Genomic DNA, 18120 nt, shown 5'->3' with positions numbered 1-18120 from the left:
CTGGCACGATCGGCCGCAGACTCACTCTCGCCCGGTTTTCCAAGGCGCGTACTCCAATAATCCATTGCCGGCAACGTTGCCCTCGGCATCCGGCGAGAATCCCGGCATCTGTTGCAGGTTCAGGTTCAGGCACTGCCGGTTGAGCCGGGCCTGCAAGGCGCCGTCCATGCGGAAGGCGTTCTTGCGCACAGGGTGCTGGGCAAGCTCCACCAGGCAGCCGGTCACCTTGCCCGTGGCATCGGCCTGGTAGCGGATCAGGGCAAGGCCCACGCTGGCGACCGGTTCATCGCGCATCAGCCTCTGCCACAGGTACTGGTTGATGGCATGCTGTTGGCGGCGCTGCAGTTCGCGTTCCGTCACATAGGGCGGCCTGAGCAGGACCAAGGGTGCGACCAGTTGTACCTGGCCCTTGTCGTCCAGCATCCCGGCGGGCACTTCGGGGTAGACGGTCTTCCAGCACTGGGCCTCGACGGTACGTGCCAACAGCTTGCGGTCGGTGGCGGTCATGTCCTGTGGAAACTGCAAGGCCAGACTGGCCTTGGCGCGCTGGGTGCTGCAGGCGATCGGGCGGCCTTCGCGGTCCAGGGTGATGTTCAGGTTGAGGACGCCAGCCATCTTGCCGCCGGTGGCGCCGAGCATGTCACGGTGCAACATCCTCAGCGTATCGTCGATGAACGCCTGGCGGGCCTTCGGGTCGAGCGGTGGCGCAGTGGTGGCGTCCGGTCCGGTCTGGCAGCCGCCGAGCAGGAGAGTGCAGGCAAGGGCGAAGACCCTGAAGGCGAAGCGGGAATCTGGCACGAAAACATCCTTGATGGCAGGGCGGAACGTTCATGTTCCGTTTTGAAGGGTGCAGCCTATCGGACGGATGAGCCGTGACAAAATACAGCGATCGGGGAAGGTTTTTCAGGGTGTTGCGGACTCTTGCGAGCCCGCACCCGCCAGCTTCGCTCCATCAACGAGCCTGCAGGTTGTCCAGCAAAGCCTGCAGCGCAGTACGGCCTTGCTCATCCAGCCCGAACACAGGCCGCCGTGGTTCGCCCACGGGCAATCCGGTCATGCCCAGGCCGGCCTTGATGGTGGCAGGCAAACCGCCCTTGAGGATGAACTCCAGCAGGGGGAGCTGGCGATAGAACAAGGCTCGCGCCTGCTCCAGGTCGGCGTCGCGCACGGCCTGGTAGAGCTGCTGGTTCAATTGCGGGATCAGGTTGGCCGCTGCCGTGCACCAGCCTTTGGCCCCGGCCACGAAGGCTTCCAGCGCCAGCGGGTTGCAACCGTTGTAGAACGGCACCTGGCCTTCGCCGAGCACCTGCAGCTTGTGCATGCGCTGGATGTCGCCGGTGCTCTCCTTGACCATGGTCAGGTTGTCGACCTCGCGCACGATGCGCAGGATCAGCTCCACCGGCATGTCGGTGCCACTGGTGGCGGGGTTGTTGTAGAGCATGATCGGCAGGTCGATGGCAGCGCCAATGCGCCGGTAGTGCTCGAGGATTTCAGTGGCGCTGAGCTTCCAGTAGGCCGAGGGCAGCACCATCACTGCATCTGCGCCGTGCTGCTGGGCGAAGCGGGCGCGGCGGATGGCGCCGGCGGTCGTCAGGTCGGAAACGCTGACGATGCTGGGTACGCGCCTGGCGATGCGTTCGAGGCTGTACCGGGCGACCTGTTGCCACTCGCTGTCGCTCAGGTAGGCACCTTCACCGGTGCTGCCCAGCGGGGCGATGGACTGCACGCCGCCGTCGATGAGTCGGTCGATGGACTGGCCCAGGGCGGGGAGGTCGAGTTGCTCGCCGTCCTGGCTGAAGGGGGTGATGGTGTAGCCGATGATGCCGTGGAATTCTGTGGTCATGATGGGTGGCTCCGCAAGCAAGGCAGTCAGGGTTCAGTTCAGGCAGTCGGCGTGCTGGCGCAGGCTCTGCCGGGCGAAGTAGTTGAACGAGGCGCTGTGGCGTTTGGGGCGGTCGATCCAGTCGTGCGCTTCGCGGCCCAGTTTCGGCTCGATGGGCTTGATGCTGCCGGCCGCCATCGCCAGCAGTTGCAGGCGCGCGGCACGCTCGATGAGCTGGGCGTACACACAGGCCTGCTCGACGCTGGCACCGGTGGACAACTGGCCGTGATGCGAGAGCAGGATGGCGCGCTTGTCGCCCAGGGCCTGGCTGATGATCTCGCCCTCTTCATTGCCCACCGGGACGCCGGGCCAGGCGCCGAGGAAGGCGCAGTCGTCGTACAGCGGGCAGAGGTCCATGTGCGACACCTCCAGGGGTACTTCCAGCATCGACAGGGCGGCGACATGGGTGGGGTGGGTGTGGATGATGCAGTTGACGTCCGGTCGTGCGCGATACACCCAGCTGTGGAAGCGGTTGGCAGGGTTGGGCATGCCTTCGCCTTCGAGCACTTGCAGGTCTTCGTTGACCAGCAACAGGTTGCTGGCGCTGATTTCGTCGAAACCCAGGCCCAGTTGCTGGGTGTAGAAGGTGCCGGGCTGCGGTCCTCGGGCGCTGATCTGCCCGGCCAGGCCCGAATCGTGGCCGTGATCGAACAGGATTCGACAGGTCAGGGCCAGCTTTTCGCGCACAGTCCACGTATTATCGGCGAGCGAGCCTTGCATCTGCGTCAGCGCTTGCTGGACCAGTTGGTCTTTGCTGAGTGTCAGGGTGTTGGCCATGGGCGCTATCCTCTGTGGCGTGATGATGATGATGTCGGTGCTTGCCCGCCTCGCTGCTTTGATCGGGAGAGAGGCGGTCAATCAGATGACACAAAATAATCTACATGACACAAAGTGTCATTGGCAACACCGTTAGCTCGGGAAAACCGCGTCGCATGTCTATCCGTTTGAAATTGCTGAGAAAGAAACTGGGAATCACCCTCGAGGTGCTGGCCGACAAGTCCGGCATGACCAAGAGCTACCTGTCGAAGGTCGAGCGCGGCCTGAGTACGCCGTCGATCGCCACGGCGCTGAAACTGGCCAGGGCGCTCAACGTCAATGTCGAGGAGCTGTTCGCCGAGGATCACACCGCCCAGGCGCGCTACAGCCTGGTGCGTCGGGCTGGGCGACAGGCGCTGGTGGGTGACGGGGCAGGCCCCGGCTACGCGGTGCTCACCTCGCAGGTCGGGCAGCGCAGCCTGCTGCCGTTCATGATCCGTCCGCCCACCGAGTTCAGCGATCCGACGTTCAAGGAACACCAGGGCGAGGAGTTCCTGTTCGTCCATGAAGGCCAGGTCGAAGTCGACTTCATGTCCGAACGGGTGCTGCTGGAGCAGGGCGATGCCCTGCATTTCAATGCGCAGACGCCGCACCGGCTCCGTTCGGTCGGCACACAGCAGGCGCAGTTGCTGGTGGTGGTGCAGGGCGGCGAGGAATGAGGGCAGGCGATGATCGAGGTGTCGCGGTTCTGGCGTGATCCGGCCTTGCCCTTCGTCGAGGCGCGGCGGGTAGGTGACGGGCGTCAGGTCTGTTACGGCCCGCATTCGCACGAAGGTTTTTCCATCGGCGTGATCACGGGTGGGCGCAGCAGCTACCTTTCCGGTGATACCTGGCGCGAGCTAGGCGCTGGCGCCACGGTGCTGATGAACCCCGGCGTGGTGCATGCGTGCAATCCGATCGAAGGCGAGGTCTGGTCGTACTTGATGTTGTACGTCGACCTGCCGTGGCTGGAGGCGCAGGGCTTCATCCTGCCGCAGGCAACCTACAGCGAGTCGCCAGCACTCTATGCACGTCTGTTGCAGATCTTCGCCGCGCTGTTCGATGGCGATACCGACGTCAGCGAAGCGATGCTGACGACGTTCTTCACAGCGCTGCCGGGATACCTCGGGGCGCCGCCACGCGCGCATTCGCAGGCACATCCACGTCTGGAGACGGCAGCGGCCTTCATTCGCGCTCATCGTCTCGACCCGCTGAGCCTTGACGATATCTGTGTCGCCGCGGGCTTGTCGCGGGCGTACCTGATTCGGGCGTTCCGCCAACGCTTCGGCTTGACCCCCCACGGTTACCTGGTTGATCAGCGGGTACAGCACGCCCGGGCGCAGTTGCGTCGTGGGCGAGGGATCGCCGAGGTGGCGCTGGAGGCGGGGTTTGCCGACCAGGCGCATATGCAGCGGGCCTTCAAGCAGCATCTTGCGGCCACGCCGGGGCATTACCGCAGCGCGGTCGGGCGCGCTAGCCCAGCATCAGGTACAGCGCACTGGCGACCAGCAATACCGCCAGCCCGCGATTGAACAGGCGCATGTGACGCGGATTGCCCAGGTACTGACTGATCACGCTTCCGGCCCAGGCCCAACTGGCCACCGAGACGAAGCAGATCGGGGCGTACAGCCAGGTGAACAGCCACAGCAGCTGGTGATCGCCGCCGGTATAGGCACCGATCCCGGCCACCGAGGCCAGCCAGGCCTTGGGGTTGAGCCACTGCATCACTGCACCGTGCCAGAAGGACGGCGCCTGTGCCTGGTGCCCGGCGCTCAGGTGGCCATTGTCGCTGGCCAGTTTCCAGGCCATGTACAGCAGGAACAGCACTCCACCCCAATGCAGCAGGCGGCTGAGCAGCGGCCAGCGCAGCAGCAGTTCATGAAGGCCCAGGCCGATCAGCACCAGCAACAGGCAGAAGCCCAGGCTGGCGCCGGCGGCGTGGGCCAGGCTGGCGCGCAAGCCGTGCCGGGCGCCGCTGCCCAGCGCGACGATATTGACCGGGCCTGGGGAAATCGAGGCCGCCAGGGCGAAGGCGGCCATGGACAGTGACAGGCTCATGAGGGGCTTCCTTGATGTCGAATGGGGTGGCCATGCTCGCGCGCCTCACCTTGGGTGTATTGAACAAAAGTGCTCCATGGGGCCTGTTACAGCTTTTGTAATATTTTCACACTGTCGGAAAAACCTGCTTCGATTGTAGGATCACCTTCCCAAATTTCTATCAAGGCAACTATGAGCACCTTCGCGGAGCCCCCCAGTCCCCGGCCGTCCCGGCCATCCTTCCCGCGTCTTCGTGATGCTTCCCCCGAGAGTACCCGCTAATGGAATGGCTAGCCGACCCCACGGCCTGGCTGGGCCTGTTGACGCTTATCGTCCTCGAGCTGGTGCTGGGTATCGACAACCTTGTGTTCATCGCCATCCTGGCCGACAAGCTGCCACCGCATCAGCGCGACCGTGCGCGGGTGATCGGCCTGACCTTGGCATTGCTCATGCGCCTGGGCCTGCTGGCCTCGATCTCGTGGATGGTGACGCTGACCGCACCGCTGTTCGAGGTCTGGGGCAAGAGCTTCTCCGGCCGTGACCTGATCATGCTGTTCGGTGGTGTGTTCCTGCTGTTCAAGGCCACCATGGAGCTGCACGAGCGCCTGGAAGGGCACGTGGTGCAGAGTTCCGGTGCGGTGCGCCACGCCGCCTTCTGGCCCATCGTCGCGCAGATCGTGGTGCTGGACGCGGTGTTCTCGCTGGACGCGGTGATCACTGCCGTGGGCATGGTCGAACAGCTGTCGGTGATGATGATCGCGGTGATCTTCTCGATCGGCATCATGATCGTCGCGAGCAAACCGCTGACCCGCTTCGTCAATGCCCACCCGACCGTGATCATGCTGTGTCTGGGCTTTTTGATGATGATCGGCTTCAGCCTCACCGCCGAAGGCCTGGGCTTCCACATCCCGAAAGGCTATCTGTATGCGGCGATCGGCTTCTCGATCCTGATCGAACTGTTCAACCAGCTGGCCCGTGCCCGCCGCAAGCGCAGCCTGCAGCAGCACAAGCCGCTGCGTGAGCGTACTGCCCATGCCGTGTTGCGCCTGCTGGGCGGACGTCGGGTCGAGGCCGACGAGGTCGGTGAGGAGATTGCCGACCTGGTCGAAGGCGGGCAGGAGCAGGTGCTGTTCGACCGCCGTGAGCGGGTGATGATCAGCGGTGTGCTGAACCTGGCCGAGCGCCCGATCCGTACCGTGATGACGGTGCGCACCGAAGTCGACGCCATCGATCTGGCCCTGCCGGCCGAACGGGTGAAGCAGGCCCTGATCCACTCGCCGTACTCGCGCCTGCCCCTGATTCGCGACGGGCGCATCGACGAACCGCTGGGCTTCGTGCACAAGAAGGAGTTGCTCAAGGAGTTGTTGTCGGGCAACGAGCCGGACCTGGAGCGCATGGTCCGCAAGCCGTTGAACCTGCTGGAGAGCTTCAGCATCCTCAACGCGCTGGAGCAGATGCGCGGGCAGTCGACGCACATTGCCTTCGTGGTCAACGAGTTCGGTGACTTCATCGGCGTGCTGACCATGACCGACATTCTCGAGTCGATCGCCGGCGAGCTGCCTGATGCCAGCGAGGTGGAGGGGCCGGAAATCGTCGAGGAGGAGGGCGGTTTCGTTGTCAGCGGCGCACTGAACCTGAGCCAGGTCCAGGCCCGCACCGGCTTCGTCGCCCGTGCCACCGAGGACTACCAGACCCTTGCGGGCCTGGTGATGAGCCTGCTCGACCGCCTTCCGGTGGTTGGCGACCGCCTGGCCTGGAACGGCTGGACCATGACGGTGGTGGCGGTCGAGGAGCGTCGGGTACGCCAGGTACGGCTTACACCGAGCGACGACGCTGGCGCAGCAGGTGCCTGATGCCTTCGAGCACCAGTACCAGCACGGCGGCCCAGATGGGCAGGTAGGTCAGCCACTGGTCGGGAGCGATGCTCTCGCCCAGTAGCAGGGCCACCCCCACCAGCAGCACCGGCTCGACGTAGCTGAGCAGGCCGAACAGGCCGAACGGCAACAGGCGGCTGGCCAGCACGTAGACGATCAGTGCCGAGGCGCTGATCGCTCCGAGGACCGGGATCAGGACGTACAGGCCCGGGTGCGCGGCCAGGTCGGCGCTGGACAGCGGGCCCTTGATCACGAAGTACAAGGCCCAGGGCAACAGCAGGCACATGTCGCACCACAACCCGCCCAGGTGATCGGTGCGGCAGCGCCGGCGCAGCACGAAGTAGATCGGATAGCCGATCATCACCACCAGGGTTTCCCAGGCAAAGCTGCCGTGCTGGTACAGCTCATGCCCGACGCCCAGCGCGGCACAGCCTACCGCCAGTTTCTGCAGGCGCGACAGGCGCTCGCCGTACACCAGCCTGCCGGTCAGGACCATCGCCAACGGCAACAGGAAGTAACCCATCGACACTTCCAGGCTGCGCCCATGCAGCGGTGCCCAGAGGAACAGCCACAACTGCACCCCCAGCAACCATGAAGTACCGACCATGCCCAGCACCAGGCCGGGTGTGCGGCGCACGCGCGCCAGCAGCTCGCCGACATGTCGCCAGTCCTTGCTCAGCAGCATGAACAGGGTCAGGCATGGCAGGGTCAGCAGGGTGCGCCAGCCAAAGATCTCTTCGCCATCGAGAGGGGCGAGCAGGGAGGTATAGAAGTACATCACGGCAAACAGACAGGACGCCATGACGGACGAGATGATGCCTTTTGACACGAAAGCCTCGAAAACAGGAAGTGAACGGACGAATCAGCCGGGCATGATCTCAGGGGGCGCGTCGTGGGGCAACCGAGTGCTGGCGGGCAGTGTGACCAGGGCCTGGAGGAAGTCTTCGAGCGGCATCGGCCGGGCGTACAGGTAGCCTTGCTGGAAATTGACCTGATGGCGCGCGAGGTAATCGCGCTGCACTTCGGTCTCCACTCCCTCGGCGACTATTCCCAGGCCGAGCTTGGCCGACAATTCGATGATGGTGTCGAGAATGTGCTGGGACAGCGCATCACCGCCGATCATGGCAACGAAGCTCTGGTCGATCTTCAGGTAGTCGACCTTGAACTGACGCAGGTAGTTGAGGCTGGATTGCCCGGTGCCGAAGTCGTCCAGGGCGATCATCACGCCCAGATCGTGGAGCTTCTCGAACAGCTCCAGGGTGATCGGCGTGGCTTCGATCAGCTTGCGCTCGGTCAGCTCCAGGGTCAGCACCACGCGGCCTGGCGGGAAATGCTGAAGGAAGCTGCGGCAATCGTCGAGCAGGCTCAGGTCACGGCAATGGTCGGCGGTGATGTTGATGCCGATGTGGAAGCCGTCTTCCATCAGCGCCGAGTAGGGTGCCAGGCCCTCGGCTGTGCGCAGCATCAGGGCGCGGGTCATGGGTACGATCTGGCCGCTGTGTTCGGCATAGGGGATGAACAGGTCCGGGCGCACCAGGCCTTCATGCGGGTGTTGCCAGCGCATCAGCACTTCGGCCCCGGCCCAGCGATAGTCGCCCTTGCGCACCACCGGCTGGAAATATGGAACGAATTCGTCGGCTTCCAGCGCCCGGTTCAACTCGGCCCGTGAAGACGACGCCCGGCGCAGTTGCCAGCGACAGGCCAGGCCGATGATCGCGCCGATCACCAGCAGCAGGCTCAGCAGCGCCGGATACTGGTCGCGCAGTACCTGCATTGTTTTACCCGGACCGTAGCCACCGTGCACACTGAAGGGGTAGCGCGAGGAATATTGCGCCACTGCGGCACTGGAAGCGCTGGGCGGTGCGCCGGTGTGGACCACGCCGTCGGCGCCGAGCCAGTGCTCGCCGACCTGAATCTGCAGGGTTTCGTCATCGGCGATCAGGCGCAGGGCCGTGAGCAGGTGGTCACCGTCGACCGTGGTGATCGCTCCGCGTCCGTCATCGACGGTTCGGTACACCAGCAAGGCGTGGCCTGGCGTGACCGAGTTGCCATTCATCAGCCACAACTGGCCGTCGGTGTAGTCGCGGGCCTCGACCGGCTCGTCGTAGTCACCGAACAGTGAGGAGCAATAGAGGGTGTCGTGGTCGAACAGGTTGGTCGAGCGTACGAAGGCGTTGCGTGTCACCTGCTCACGAAGCGCGAGCGTGACCTCCGGGCACGACCGACCCGCCAGTGGCATCAGCGCCTGTGCTGCGCTGGAGAGGTTGGCCAGGATGCGCTCGACATGGTTGACCACCTGGCGCGCGGTGGCCTGGCTGCTGTCGTGCAGGTTGCGCTCGATCTGCCAGTGCATGATTACCAGCCCGAACAGCACCGGCAGGCTGCCGATGGCCCAGGGGAGCAGGGTGCGCCAGCCCCATCGGGCAGAACGTCGAACCGTGAGAGGCATGTGGAGCTAGACTTCAATGGCGGGTAGTAGCACAAGGATAGCCCGTACTGCGGGCGACGTGCTGAAGTAAAGCGCGACAAAGGAATTTACGCCATGTAGAATCAGTTTACGAATACAAGAATAAGGCTTCCGAATCTGGAAGACCGACCCAGCGAGACCAGGTCCATATGGCATATCACGGTTTCAAGCTTCTCATCGGTGATTTTCTCTCCCGCAGCGTCAGGGGCATTCCGTGCTCTCCGCCTCGTCCGTGAGGCACGTCCGGCGTTCGACTTTCCACTGCTGCTGATGAGGACACGACCATGACTGATATCTTCGAAAACCCGATGGGCCTGATGGGCTTCGAGTTCATCGAATTCGCTTCTCCGACCCCGGGTGTGCTGGAGCCTGTATTCCAGGCACTGGGCTTCACCAAGGTGGCGAGCCACCGTTCCAAGGATGTGCACCTGTATCGCCAGGGTGGCATCAACCTGATCCTGAACAACGAACCCAAGAGCATCGCCTCGTACTTCGCCGCCGAACACGGTCCGTCCGTGTGTGGCATGGCCTTCCGTGTGCGCAATGCGCATGAAGCCTACGCGCGCGCGCTTGAACTCGGTGCCCAGCCGGTGGAAATCGAGACCGGACCGATGGAACTGCGCCTGCCGGCGATCAAGGGGATTGGCGGTGCGCCGCTGTACCTGATCGACCGTTTCGAGGAAGGCAGCTCGATCTATGATATCGATTTCAACTTCCTCGAAGGCGTAGACCGCAATCCACAGGGCGCTGGGCTCAAGATCATCGATCACCTGACCCACAACGTCTATCGCGGGCGTATGAGCTATTGGGCGGGCTTCTACGAGAAACTGTTCAATTTCCGCGAAATCCGCTACTTCGACATCAAGGGTGAGTACACCGGCCTGACCTCGCGGGCAATGACTGCACCCGACGGTATGATCCGCATCCCCTTGAACGAGGAGTCTTCGAAGGGATCGGGTCAGATCGAAGAGTTCCTGATGCAGTTCAATGGAGAAGGCATCCAGCACGTGGCCTTCCTCACCGACGACCTGCTCAAGACCTGGGACGCCCTGAAGGCGATCGGCACCCGCTTCATGACCCCACCGCCGCAGACGTACTACGAGATGCTCGAAGAGCGCCTGCCAGGCCATGGCGAGCCGGTCGAGGAGCTCCAGGCGCGGGGTATCCTGCTGGACGGCGCTTCGGCGCCGGGGGACAAGCGGCTGCTGCTGCAGATATTCTCGGAAACCTTGCTTGGCCCGGTGTTCTTCGAATTCATCCAGCGCAAGGGTGATGATGGCTTTGGCGAGGGTAACTTCAAAGCCTTGTTCGAGTCGATCGAGCGCGATCAGGTGCGACGTGGCGTGCTGACGGTGGAATAGGGCCGAATAACCGCCGGTCAACGACCGGCGGTGCTTCCTTTGGTGCGGGATCGTCTGCCGCTGAGGTTCCAGAAGACGAACACTGACGTCAGCCAGCCGATCAGGACGAGATACGGCATGAGTCTCGCCCTGGACTTTTCACGTTCATGGGCAGTGAAACCGGCGGGATAGCCGGCTTTTATGATGTACCCGTACTTTTCCGAAGTGGCGGTGGCGAAATACTCCGAATATGAAGGCTTCTCCTGATCACGACTGTCTCCCCATGCCCAGAGGTACAGATCGCCGATTTCCATCAGTACCACCAGCCCCTCCCTGAAGCCGCGCAGCTCATTACGCACCTGCAAGCCGTAGGCGGAGGCGACCACCGTACGCGTGCTGATGATCGGACGATACTCGACAAGGACTCCATTGGGCGCATTCTGTGGCCGGATATTCAGTTGCAGGCGCGCGTCAGCGGCGAAGACAGGCGTGTGCAGGGGTAGCATCTGCAGACTGCTGCAAAATGCCGAGCCTCGTTTCACCAACGTCAAGGAACTGATCCGGGGGTAGCGCTGGGTCAGGCTTTGCAGTGTGTCCTGAACAGCATTGCATGGCTGGTCAAGCAGAGGATGGGCTTGCATCGCAGCGCTGTGCAGCCCGTCGATGACGCGATCGACATCGAACAGCGCATCCTTCACAGCCACAGCGGTATCTTCTTCCAGGCGCCTGTCGAGCTGATAGTTCATGACCAGCAGGCCGGTAACGGGCGGTGCGGTTCCGATCAGAACAGCCACTGCGAGGTCTGCCAGGCGAAAGCGCGAATGCTTGTGCGTGGACATTGTACATAGACTCCAGAACTGTTGAGTCAGCGATCCTAGGGCCGGATTATTGGCTTGTGCTGCCGGAGGAATCCGGCTATTCGCCGGTTTCTGCTACGTCGGTTGCGAGGTATCGCTGACGGCGCTGTAGCTCCTGTGTCAGTTGATGTAGGCACGAGGTGCGCCTGTCTTCGGGTTGTGCCGACGGTGTGCTAGCCTTGAGGCAAATTGCCTTTATCAGGAGTTGCCATGGATCCGGAAACCCTGTCGTTCGAGTCGCCTGCCTTGCTTTGCCTCAAGGTTCGGAGGCTCTGCCTTGGCCGTTGACGAGCGTGCCCGCAGCGGCACCACTCAGGTTATTCATCTTGCCCGGCCTTCGTCCTCGTACGAGAGGCTCGGAGAGCACATCCTGCATTTCGACTGGGGGCGTACTTCGCTAGGGGCGCTTTCCCAATGGTCTCCCTCGCTGCGGATCGCCGTGGATATCATGTTGATGTCGCCCTTTCCTTGTGCCCTGGCCTGGGGCAGGGATCTCATATTGATACCCAATCAGGCTTATCTGGCGCTGCTGCCAGAAGGGCGAGAGTGGGTGGGCGAGCGTCTGGATCTGGCCTGGCAGGTCGATTGGCCTCGTATCGGTGGTTGGGTATTCCGGGCGCTGGAGGGCTGTGCCAGTTTTGCCGACGATGTACCTGTTCGCGTGCCTGCCATCCAGTCAGAGGGTGCGACCAACGTTATCCTCGGCTACGCGCCGCTGCGTGATGATCAAGGTGCCGTTGCCGGGCTTGTACACACTGCGGTCAACACCGGGTCCAGTGGCACTCTGTTGCGGCAGTGGCGCGAAATGGCCCAAGGCTTCGAGCAGCAGGTCGAGAGCTGCTTGCCCCACAGTGACCAGCTCTGGCGCTTGTCCCGCGACGCCATGATCATCATCGACCGCGATCTGCACCTGTTGGCGGCCAACCATGTATGGCACCGGATGTTTGGCTGGGATGAGCAGACAGTGAAGTCGATGCCGGTGGTCAATCTTGTCCACCCGGCAGACCGTACCGAGGTGCTGCTGGCTGCCAATGAATTGCTGCGCGGCAAGCCGGTTGACCAGCTTGAGTCACGATTGCGGCACAAGGACGGGTATTACTGCTGGATGAGCTGGAGTGCCCGACCCGAAGGCGATGTGCTGGTTGCGGTAGGACGCGACCTCACCGAAGAGCGGTCGAGTATCCTGCGAGAAGCGCAGGCGCTGCTGCATGACAATCAACGAATGGAGACTGTCGGTCAGTTGGCCAGTGGCATGGCCCATGAGATGAACAACCTGCTGGCAGGTGTCGGTGGCAGCCTGGAACTGCTCGAGCGGCGTCTGGGGCAGGGGCGACTGGAGCGCATCGACGAGTATGTGCACGTGGCACGTGATTCGGTGCACAAGGCGATGGCACTGACTCACCGGTTGCTGGCATTTTCTCGCAGCCAGCCCCTTGCGCCGCGCATGCTCGATGTCAACCGTCAGCTCCGGGAGCTGGAACCCTCGATCATGCAGGCACTCGGGGCGGAATTCACCGTCAACTGGCAACTGGACGTAGCGCCTTGGCCGGTGTGGCTCGACCCGACCCAGCTGGACATCGCGATCATCAACCTGTGCAGCAACGCGCGGGATGCCGGCATCGAGCAGGGAATCCTCACCCTGCATACCGCCAACGAGCGGATTGTCGACACCGAGCAGCACGGTCGTAGCGTCCCGGCAGGCGATTATGTGGTCATCCGTGTCGCAGACAACGGCCAGGGCATGCCTGTCGATGCCATCGAGCGTGCCTTCGAGCCGTTCTTCACCACCAAGCCCAAGGGCCGTGGCGCAGGCCTTGGGCTGCCCACGATCTACGGGTTCGTGCGCCAGTCGGGCGGGTACGTCTGGATCGATTCGATTCCGGGCGAAGGCACCAGGGTCACGTTGTTGTTCGAGCGCCATCCGGGCGAATTGCCGGTCAGCCCCGAGGCAGACGCCGCACCGTCACTCAAGAGGGCCAAGGGCGAGCGGATTCTTCTGGTGGATGATGAAACCAACCTGCGGCTACTGATCAAGGAAGTACTGGTGGAGCAGGGCTTCGATGTGCTGGAGGCCGGTGATGCGGGCCAGGCCCTGGAGCATTACCGTGGCAAGGGGGCGTTCGACCTGGTGGTCACGGATATCGGTCTGCCCGGCGGGATGAGTGGCCGTCAGTTTGGCAAGCTGATCCGCACGACGACGCCACGTCAGAAAATCCTGTTCATCACCGGCTATACCGCGCAACCGCTGGAACCCAGCCTGCTGGAGCAACCAGGAACCGCAGTGATGCTCAAACCCTTCTCGCTCGAGAGCCTGGTCAGGCAAGTCCAGGCGATGCTCGAGCCAGCTCATTGCTGAACGGACCCGTCGACACCCTGCAAGGGCACCGCCACAGTGAGGGTGTCCGCGCTACAGCCCTTGCTGGAGAAAAGGATCGTCTGGGTTCTGCCGTTCGAGTTCGGCGAGCAGCACCTGCACATTCTGCAATTGACCGGTTTCCTTCCAGTAGCGGATCAGCAGGACACGTGCACGCCGGTTCGCAGGCTGACGGTCGAGCAGGGTTTCCAGCTGCTTTTGCGCCGCCTCGACCTGTTCCAGGTCGTGCAGGGTGACGGCCAGTGTGTAGCGGTAGTCAGAATTGTCCGGTTCCAGTTCCACCGCCCTGGAGAACGCGAGCAAGGCATACTCCTGCTGCTCGTGGCGAGTGAGCCACAAGCCCAGTTCGTTCTGCAGGAACGCCGAGTCCGGACGCAAGGCAAGCGCTTTGGCCAAGACCTCCCGCGAAGCGTCGTGCTGGCCCTGGCGCTCCAGCAGTCGTACTTGTGTGGCAAGCGCCTCCAGGTTCTGCGGATCCAGTGCCAGGCTGCGCTCGAGTGCCGCTTCGGCCGAGGGATAATCCTGCTCGTGCAAATACAGGCGTGCGAGATGGACCTGAGCCTCGGTGTCGTTCGGTGCCTGTTCGAGGGTGTGTTGGTACTGCTCCAGTGCAGCCTGCAATGGCCGGAAATACAGGCCGATGGCATCGGGGTCCAGCCCCAGCAAGGCGTCCACTGCGGCAAAGCGCACGCTCTGGTCGTCATCTTCCAGCAAGGGGCCGAGGACCAGGCTGCGTTGGGCGGGCGGCAAAAGGCGGCGAATGCTGGTGATCGCCGCGCGCCTTACCACAGGGTCGCCGTGCTCCAGATCCTGCTTGGCCAGTTTCAGCGCCTGCGGGGAAGGGTAGTGCGGCAGTTCGGCATAGAGCGCCGCGCGGCGGATCGGGGGGAGGTCGTCGCGTTGCAATTGCTGGTACAGCACCCGTGCTGCACCCGGCTCGCCATCATGCGCCTGGCGCAGCGCCTGGGCATAGTTTTGCGCGGGGGGGCTGGGTGGTGTCGGTTTCGGGGCGCGCCACAGATGACCGATCACGCCTGCAATCGCGAGCAGCACCACCAGGGCGATCAGGGAGCGGTTGCGTGTGGACATCGAGGATTCCGGGGATTGCGCGAAGGCTGAGCTTGGAGCAGGTGGCGCGCAAATGCAACGGCGCGAACCGATGGCTCAAACGGATATCGAAGGGGTGGTCTGCTGTGTATTGTCCTGCCTATAGGACGAATAAAGCTGTTTTAGCCCTCTAACGCGGAATTGTATTCAAGCGTAGAGTGATCGGCAGCCAAAAGAGGAGGTTTCTCATGAAGAAGATTCTGGGTGTCCATCGTAATCCCAACACCCATTGGGTCGGGGATGGATTTCCCGTACGCAGCCTGTTCACCTATGACCAGCTCGCGCGCCAGATCAGCCCGTTCCTGCTGCTCGACTACGCAGGCCCCCACGAGTTCACGCCCACCAGCGCTCGTCGTGGCGTCGGTCAGCACCCGCATCGCGGCTTCGAGACCGTCACCATCGTGTATGCCGGGGAACTCGAGCACCGTGACTCCACGGGCGCCGGCGGACTGATCGGGCCGGGCGATGTGCAATGGATGACGGCGGCCAACGGCATCATCCACGAAGAATTCCATTCTCCCGGATTCGCCCGCACGGGCGGCGTCCTCGAGATGGTGCAGCTCTGGGTCAACCTGCCTGCGCGCGACAAGACCGCAGTGCCGGGCTACCAGACGTTGCTCGATGCACAGATTCCGCAAGTTGCACTCCCGGGGAATGCCGGTAGCCTTCGGGTGATTGCCGGGGACTACCTCGGGCACCATGGGCCGGCGCGGACCTTCACGTCTCTGGATGTGTGGGACATGCGCCTGAACGCAGGTGCGCAGGTGCAGTTACCGATCGCCAGCGGACGCAATGCCGCACTGGTGGTACTGCGCGGCTCGATCAGGGTCAACGGTGAACAACAGGTGGGTGCGTCCAGCCTGGTACTGCTGGGTCGTGAAGGCGAGCATGTCGAAGTGACAGCCCTGGATGACGTGAAACTGCTGCTGCTCAGCGGCGAGCCCATCGATGAGCCTATCGTCGGTTATGGTCCCTTCGTGATGAACAGCCAGGCGCAGATCGCCGAAGCGTTCGAAGATTTCCATGCCGGTCGTTTTGGCGCGGTGGCACCCTCGGCGTCCTGATCCTTTGCGTTCTGGCGTGCTCGACCATGATGTGTGGCCCGGCCGGAAGTTTGTTCTGATGCATGACCTTCGCGACCGACGGTAGCAGGCTTCACCGCCTGTCGTCCGGGGGCTGCCGCCGATCGAACGACCGCCCTGGACCCACGTTCTTTCACTAAGGTGACAGAGGAATCTGTGTTCCGATCTCGCCCGGATGAATGGACTGCCATCCGGGTACGGGTGCGCTTGGCTGGCCATGTGCTGCCAAGGCACGACCTGACAGACAGGCCATCCATTGAAGTGAGGGTCATGCACATGGCTTTGATAGGAGTTTCGCTGCTGGAGATGCGTCAGATCATCGAACAGGCTTGCCTGCCCGATCGGTGCGAGGTGAACAGCCCGGACGGCGTCAGCCTCACCATCCGGCTGGGCCATGGACAGAGCCTGGACGAGTGCGTGACCTTGGCCGAGGTCCCGCTGGACAGCCTCAATAGTTGCAGGGATCTGGTGAGCCTGGTCGGGCAGCTTCGTAACGAACAGCGCCAGGGCCATGGCCATCGGCGCCAGTCCGGTATCTAGAACCGCACGGTCGCCCGGTCAACCCAGGTTGCCCGGGCGGCTGTACTCAGGCATCAGGCCGTTGAACCAGAACAGGATCATCGACACCAGAAGTGTCACCAGCACCAGCAGGCCCACGCCCCAGACGCACGTGGCGAACAGCAATGCCTGCTCTTTTTTCAGCCGCAGGAATGTCTGCAGGCCGCCGTACAACAGTATCGTCGCATAGGTCGAGGCGGCGAGCAGTGCGAGCACTGCCAGCCAGCGCATGGGCACCAGGCCGACGACGCCCGCAAGAAACCAGGGGGTTGCGCAGTAAGCGGCAAAGCCGATGCACTGGTTCAGGCTCGGTTGGCTGTCGAAACCTCGGGACATCCAGCGAATCATCATGCCCATTACCATGACCCCGACCACGGTCGTGGCATACAGCAGTGCCGACAGTTGGGCGGCGCTGGCGATGTCCAGGCGTACCCGCTCCTCGGCCGCAAGGCTCCAGCCAAATAGCGTGGTGCCGACGAACAGGCACAGGGCCGGAACGAGCGCCATTGCCAGCAGCCGCGGCAGGTACTGCCGGGGATGTGCTTCCTCGGCGCGGCGGATCTCCAGCCACGCATCAGCTGGATGAGTGAAAAGCTTGAGCAACGGGCTGTTCATCGGTGTTCTCCTCGGGGCTTGGCCCTTTGTTCAATGGAGAAGCAAACCGTGTCCGGGGTTCAGCCGGGCGCCAGGCCGTTGATCGGCTTACTGCAACTCGAGCAGAAGGTTCAGGCCGCCATCGCCGCATCTGCCACGGTCGCGCACGACCCCGTGATAGTGGCGACCATCCCAACTGAATGCGACGCTGTGAGCGCGCTCCACCTTGTCCGGCAGGGGCGGGTGGATATGCAGGCGCAGGGCGGGACGCCCCTGAAGATTGACGGCGGCAAGCTGGGCACGGCACTCGACGCTCTGGGCCACGGGGCCGAACAGCGTATCGCGTACATAGTCCAGCTGCAGGCAGGCACTGGGCGCGCGGTCGGGCATTTTCATGAGCGCCGCCAGGCGCAGCGACGAGGGATCAGGCGTGGTATCGGCATGGCACTACCTCCAGGTGACGACTGCATCCAGTTTCGAGGCCTGCCGCCCTCAGGTGTTCAATCGGATGCTGCAGGCTCAGGGCTGGCGCTCGGCCACGGCCCTGAGCGTCTTGAGCGTGACCATCGGCGCATCGACCACGAAGCGGTTGGCCAGCCAGCCGGGAACATCGCCAGCGGGGTCGGCCTGCAACCGATAGCTGACCTCGGTGACGCGCTCGGCCAGTGGGTGCATGACCCACTCCCCCTGCAACTGGCGCACGCGAATCAAGCCCTTTTCCTCGGGCAGCCTGTCAGGCTCGGCGCTCAGCCGACGTATCAAGGTCCCGTCATCGAGCCGTTCGGTGCGCACCCGTAGAATCATGTCCCGAGGTTGCGCCGGCCATGGCAGTTCGGTGGTGAGGTACACCCAGGTGCTGTCGCCATCCACTTCCAGCAGCCGCATCTGCGCGCAGGCATACAGCCATTTGCAGGCCACGCGCAGGTTTTCCTGGAGGTCGCTCAGGGTTCGCACGCTTGCCTTTATCTGCACCACGCCACGGAACTGCCGGTAAGGCGAGCCCTGGACATCGGCAAGGTAGACGTCGATACCGCTTTGCTGGTGGGCGAGGCGCCAGTTTTCGTCAGCCGATGCCAGCCCCGACAACAAGGCAGCAGCGATCGCGAGCAGGCGCAGCGGGGAGGCAAGCACAGGCATGTTCAGGCTCCGCACG

The 18120-nt window shown here is 63.2% G+C and carries 18 protein-coding genes; 7 read left to right on the top strand and 11 right to left on the bottom strand.

From position 1 onward, the window contains the following. Positions 1-21 precede the first annotated feature (21 nt). The 3 genes from AC1TXO_RS15185 to AC1TXO_RS15175 form a co-directional block, all read right to left on the bottom strand. Positions 22-798: a hypothetical protein gene (locus AC1TXO_RS15185; protein ID WP_486402509.1), complete on the bottom strand. Its 777-nt coding sequence runs from the start codon at positions 796-798 to the stop codon at positions 22-24. Between the two features lie 154 nt (positions 799-952). After that, positions 953-1843: a dihydrodipicolinate synthase family protein gene (locus tag AC1TXO_RS15180; protein ID WP_486402508.1), complete on the bottom strand. Its 891-nt coding sequence runs from the start codon at positions 1841-1843 to the stop codon at positions 953-955. Between the two features lie 33 nt (positions 1844-1876). Next, positions 1877-2659 carry an aldolase gene (locus AC1TXO_RS15175; RefSeq protein WP_486402507.1) on the bottom strand — a complete coding sequence of 261 codons (783 nt, stop codon included), beginning with the start codon at positions 2657-2659 and terminating at the stop codon, positions 1877-1879. Between the two features lie 155 nt (positions 2660-2814). On the opposite strand from AC1TXO_RS15175, the gene AC1TXO_RS15170 reads away from it, so the two are divergent. Both AC1TXO_RS15170 and AC1TXO_RS15165 read left to right on the top strand, forming a co-directional pair. Then, positions 2815-3357, top strand: a complete 543-nt coding sequence (locus AC1TXO_RS15170; RefSeq protein ID WP_486402506.1) for a helix-turn-helix domain-containing protein — start codon at positions 2815-2817, stop codon at positions 3355-3357. 9 nt (positions 3358-3366) lie between these two features. After that, positions 3367-4209 carry an AraC family transcriptional regulator gene (locus AC1TXO_RS15165; protein ID WP_486402505.1) on the top strand — a complete coding sequence of 281 codons (843 nt, stop codon included), beginning with the start codon at positions 3367-3369 and terminating at the stop codon, positions 4207-4209. On the opposite strand, the gene AC1TXO_RS15160 is transcribed toward AC1TXO_RS15165, so the two are convergent. Then, the gene (locus AC1TXO_RS15160; protein ID WP_486402504.1) at positions 4151-4735 is read right to left on the bottom strand and encodes a LysE family translocator; all 585 of its coding nucleotides are present in this window, start codon (positions 4733-4735) and stop codon (positions 4151-4153) included. The genes AC1TXO_RS15165 and AC1TXO_RS15160 overlap by 59 nt on opposite strands. A 260-nt stretch (positions 4736-4995) precedes the next feature. Here AC1TXO_RS15160 and AC1TXO_RS15155 point away from each other — a divergent pair, with 260 nt between their 5' ends. Then, positions 4996-6567, top strand: coding sequence for a TerC family protein (locus AC1TXO_RS15155; RefSeq protein WP_486402503.1), 1572 nt, complete (start codon positions 4996-4998; stop codon positions 6565-6567). On the opposite strand, the gene rarD is transcribed toward AC1TXO_RS15155, so the two are convergent. Beyond that, on the bottom strand, positions 6530-7417 hold the full coding sequence (gene rarD, locus AC1TXO_RS15150) for an EamA family transporter RarD (RefSeq protein WP_486402502.1): 888 nt from the start codon (positions 7415-7417) through the stop codon (positions 6530-6532). The genes AC1TXO_RS15155 and rarD overlap by 38 nt on opposite strands. Before the next feature lie 33 nt (positions 7418-7450). Continuing rightward, entirely contained in the window at positions 7451-9037 is a 1587-nt protein-coding gene (locus AC1TXO_RS15145; protein WP_486402501.1) for an EAL domain-containing protein, read from the bottom strand. Between the two features lie 302 nt (positions 9038-9339). Here AC1TXO_RS15145 and hppD point away from each other — a divergent pair, with 302 nt between their 5' ends. After that, positions 9340-10416, top strand: a complete 1077-nt coding sequence (hppD, locus tag AC1TXO_RS15140; protein ID WP_486402500.1) for a 4-hydroxyphenylpyruvate dioxygenase — start codon at positions 9340-9342, stop codon at positions 10414-10416. Between the two features lie 17 nt (positions 10417-10433). Here the strand turns inward: hppD and AC1TXO_RS15135 are convergent, their stop codons facing one another. Then, positions 10434-11234 carry a CSS-motif domain-containing protein gene (locus AC1TXO_RS15135; protein ID WP_486402499.1) on the bottom strand — a complete coding sequence of 267 codons (801 nt, stop codon included), beginning with the start codon at positions 11232-11234 and terminating at the stop codon, positions 10434-10436. Positions 11235-11529: 295 nt separating this feature from the next. Between AC1TXO_RS15135 and AC1TXO_RS15130 the strand changes: the two genes are divergently transcribed. Continuing rightward, the gene (locus AC1TXO_RS15130) at positions 11530-13608 is read left to right on the top strand and encodes a hybrid sensor histidine kinase/response regulator (protein WP_486402498.1); all 2079 of its coding nucleotides are present in this window, start codon (positions 11530-11532) and stop codon (positions 13606-13608) included. A 51-nt stretch (positions 13609-13659) separates the two neighbouring features. Here the strand turns inward: AC1TXO_RS15130 and AC1TXO_RS15125 are convergent, their stop codons facing one another. Next, positions 13660-14715: a tetratricopeptide repeat protein gene (locus tag AC1TXO_RS15125; protein WP_486402497.1), complete on the bottom strand. Its 1056-nt coding sequence runs from the start codon at positions 14713-14715 to the stop codon at positions 13660-13662. Between the two features lie 206 nt (positions 14716-14921). Between AC1TXO_RS15125 and AC1TXO_RS15120 the strand changes: the two genes are divergently transcribed. Together AC1TXO_RS15120 and AC1TXO_RS15115 are read left to right on the top strand one after the other, a co-directional pair. After that, positions 14922-15797, top strand: coding sequence for a pirin family protein (locus AC1TXO_RS15120; protein ID WP_486402496.1), 876 nt, complete (start codon positions 14922-14924; stop codon positions 15795-15797). 294 nt (positions 15798-16091) lie between these two features. Continuing rightward, positions 16092-16355 (top strand): DUF1652 domain-containing protein, encoded by a 264-nt coding sequence (locus AC1TXO_RS15115; RefSeq protein ID WP_486402495.1) that lies wholly within the window; start codon positions 16092-16094, stop codon positions 16353-16355. A gap of 18 nt (positions 16356-16373) precedes the next feature. Here the strand turns inward: AC1TXO_RS15115 and AC1TXO_RS15110 are convergent, their stop codons facing one another. The 3 genes from AC1TXO_RS15110 to AC1TXO_RS15100 all read right to left on the bottom strand — a co-directional run bounded on the left by AC1TXO_RS15110 (position 16374) and on the right by AC1TXO_RS15100 (position 18104). Next, a complete protein-coding gene (locus AC1TXO_RS15110; protein ID WP_486402494.1) occupies positions 16374-16988 on the bottom strand; it encodes a Yip1 family protein in 615 nt (204 codons plus the stop codon). 87 nt (positions 16989-17075) lie between these two features. Beyond that, positions 17076-17363 carry a hypothetical protein gene (locus AC1TXO_RS15105; protein WP_486402493.1) on the bottom strand — a complete coding sequence of 96 codons (288 nt, stop codon included), beginning with the start codon at positions 17361-17363 and terminating at the stop codon, positions 17076-17078. Between the two features lie 123 nt (positions 17364-17486). Further along, positions 17487-18104, bottom strand: coding sequence for an START domain-containing protein (locus AC1TXO_RS15100; RefSeq protein ID WP_486402492.1), 618 nt, complete (start codon positions 18102-18104; stop codon positions 17487-17489). Positions 18105-18120: the final 16 nt, after the last annotated feature.

It is taken from the genome of Pseudomonas sp. FA117, from assembly GCF_057370475.1.
This window is presented reverse-complemented; position numbering and strand designations above follow the sequence as displayed.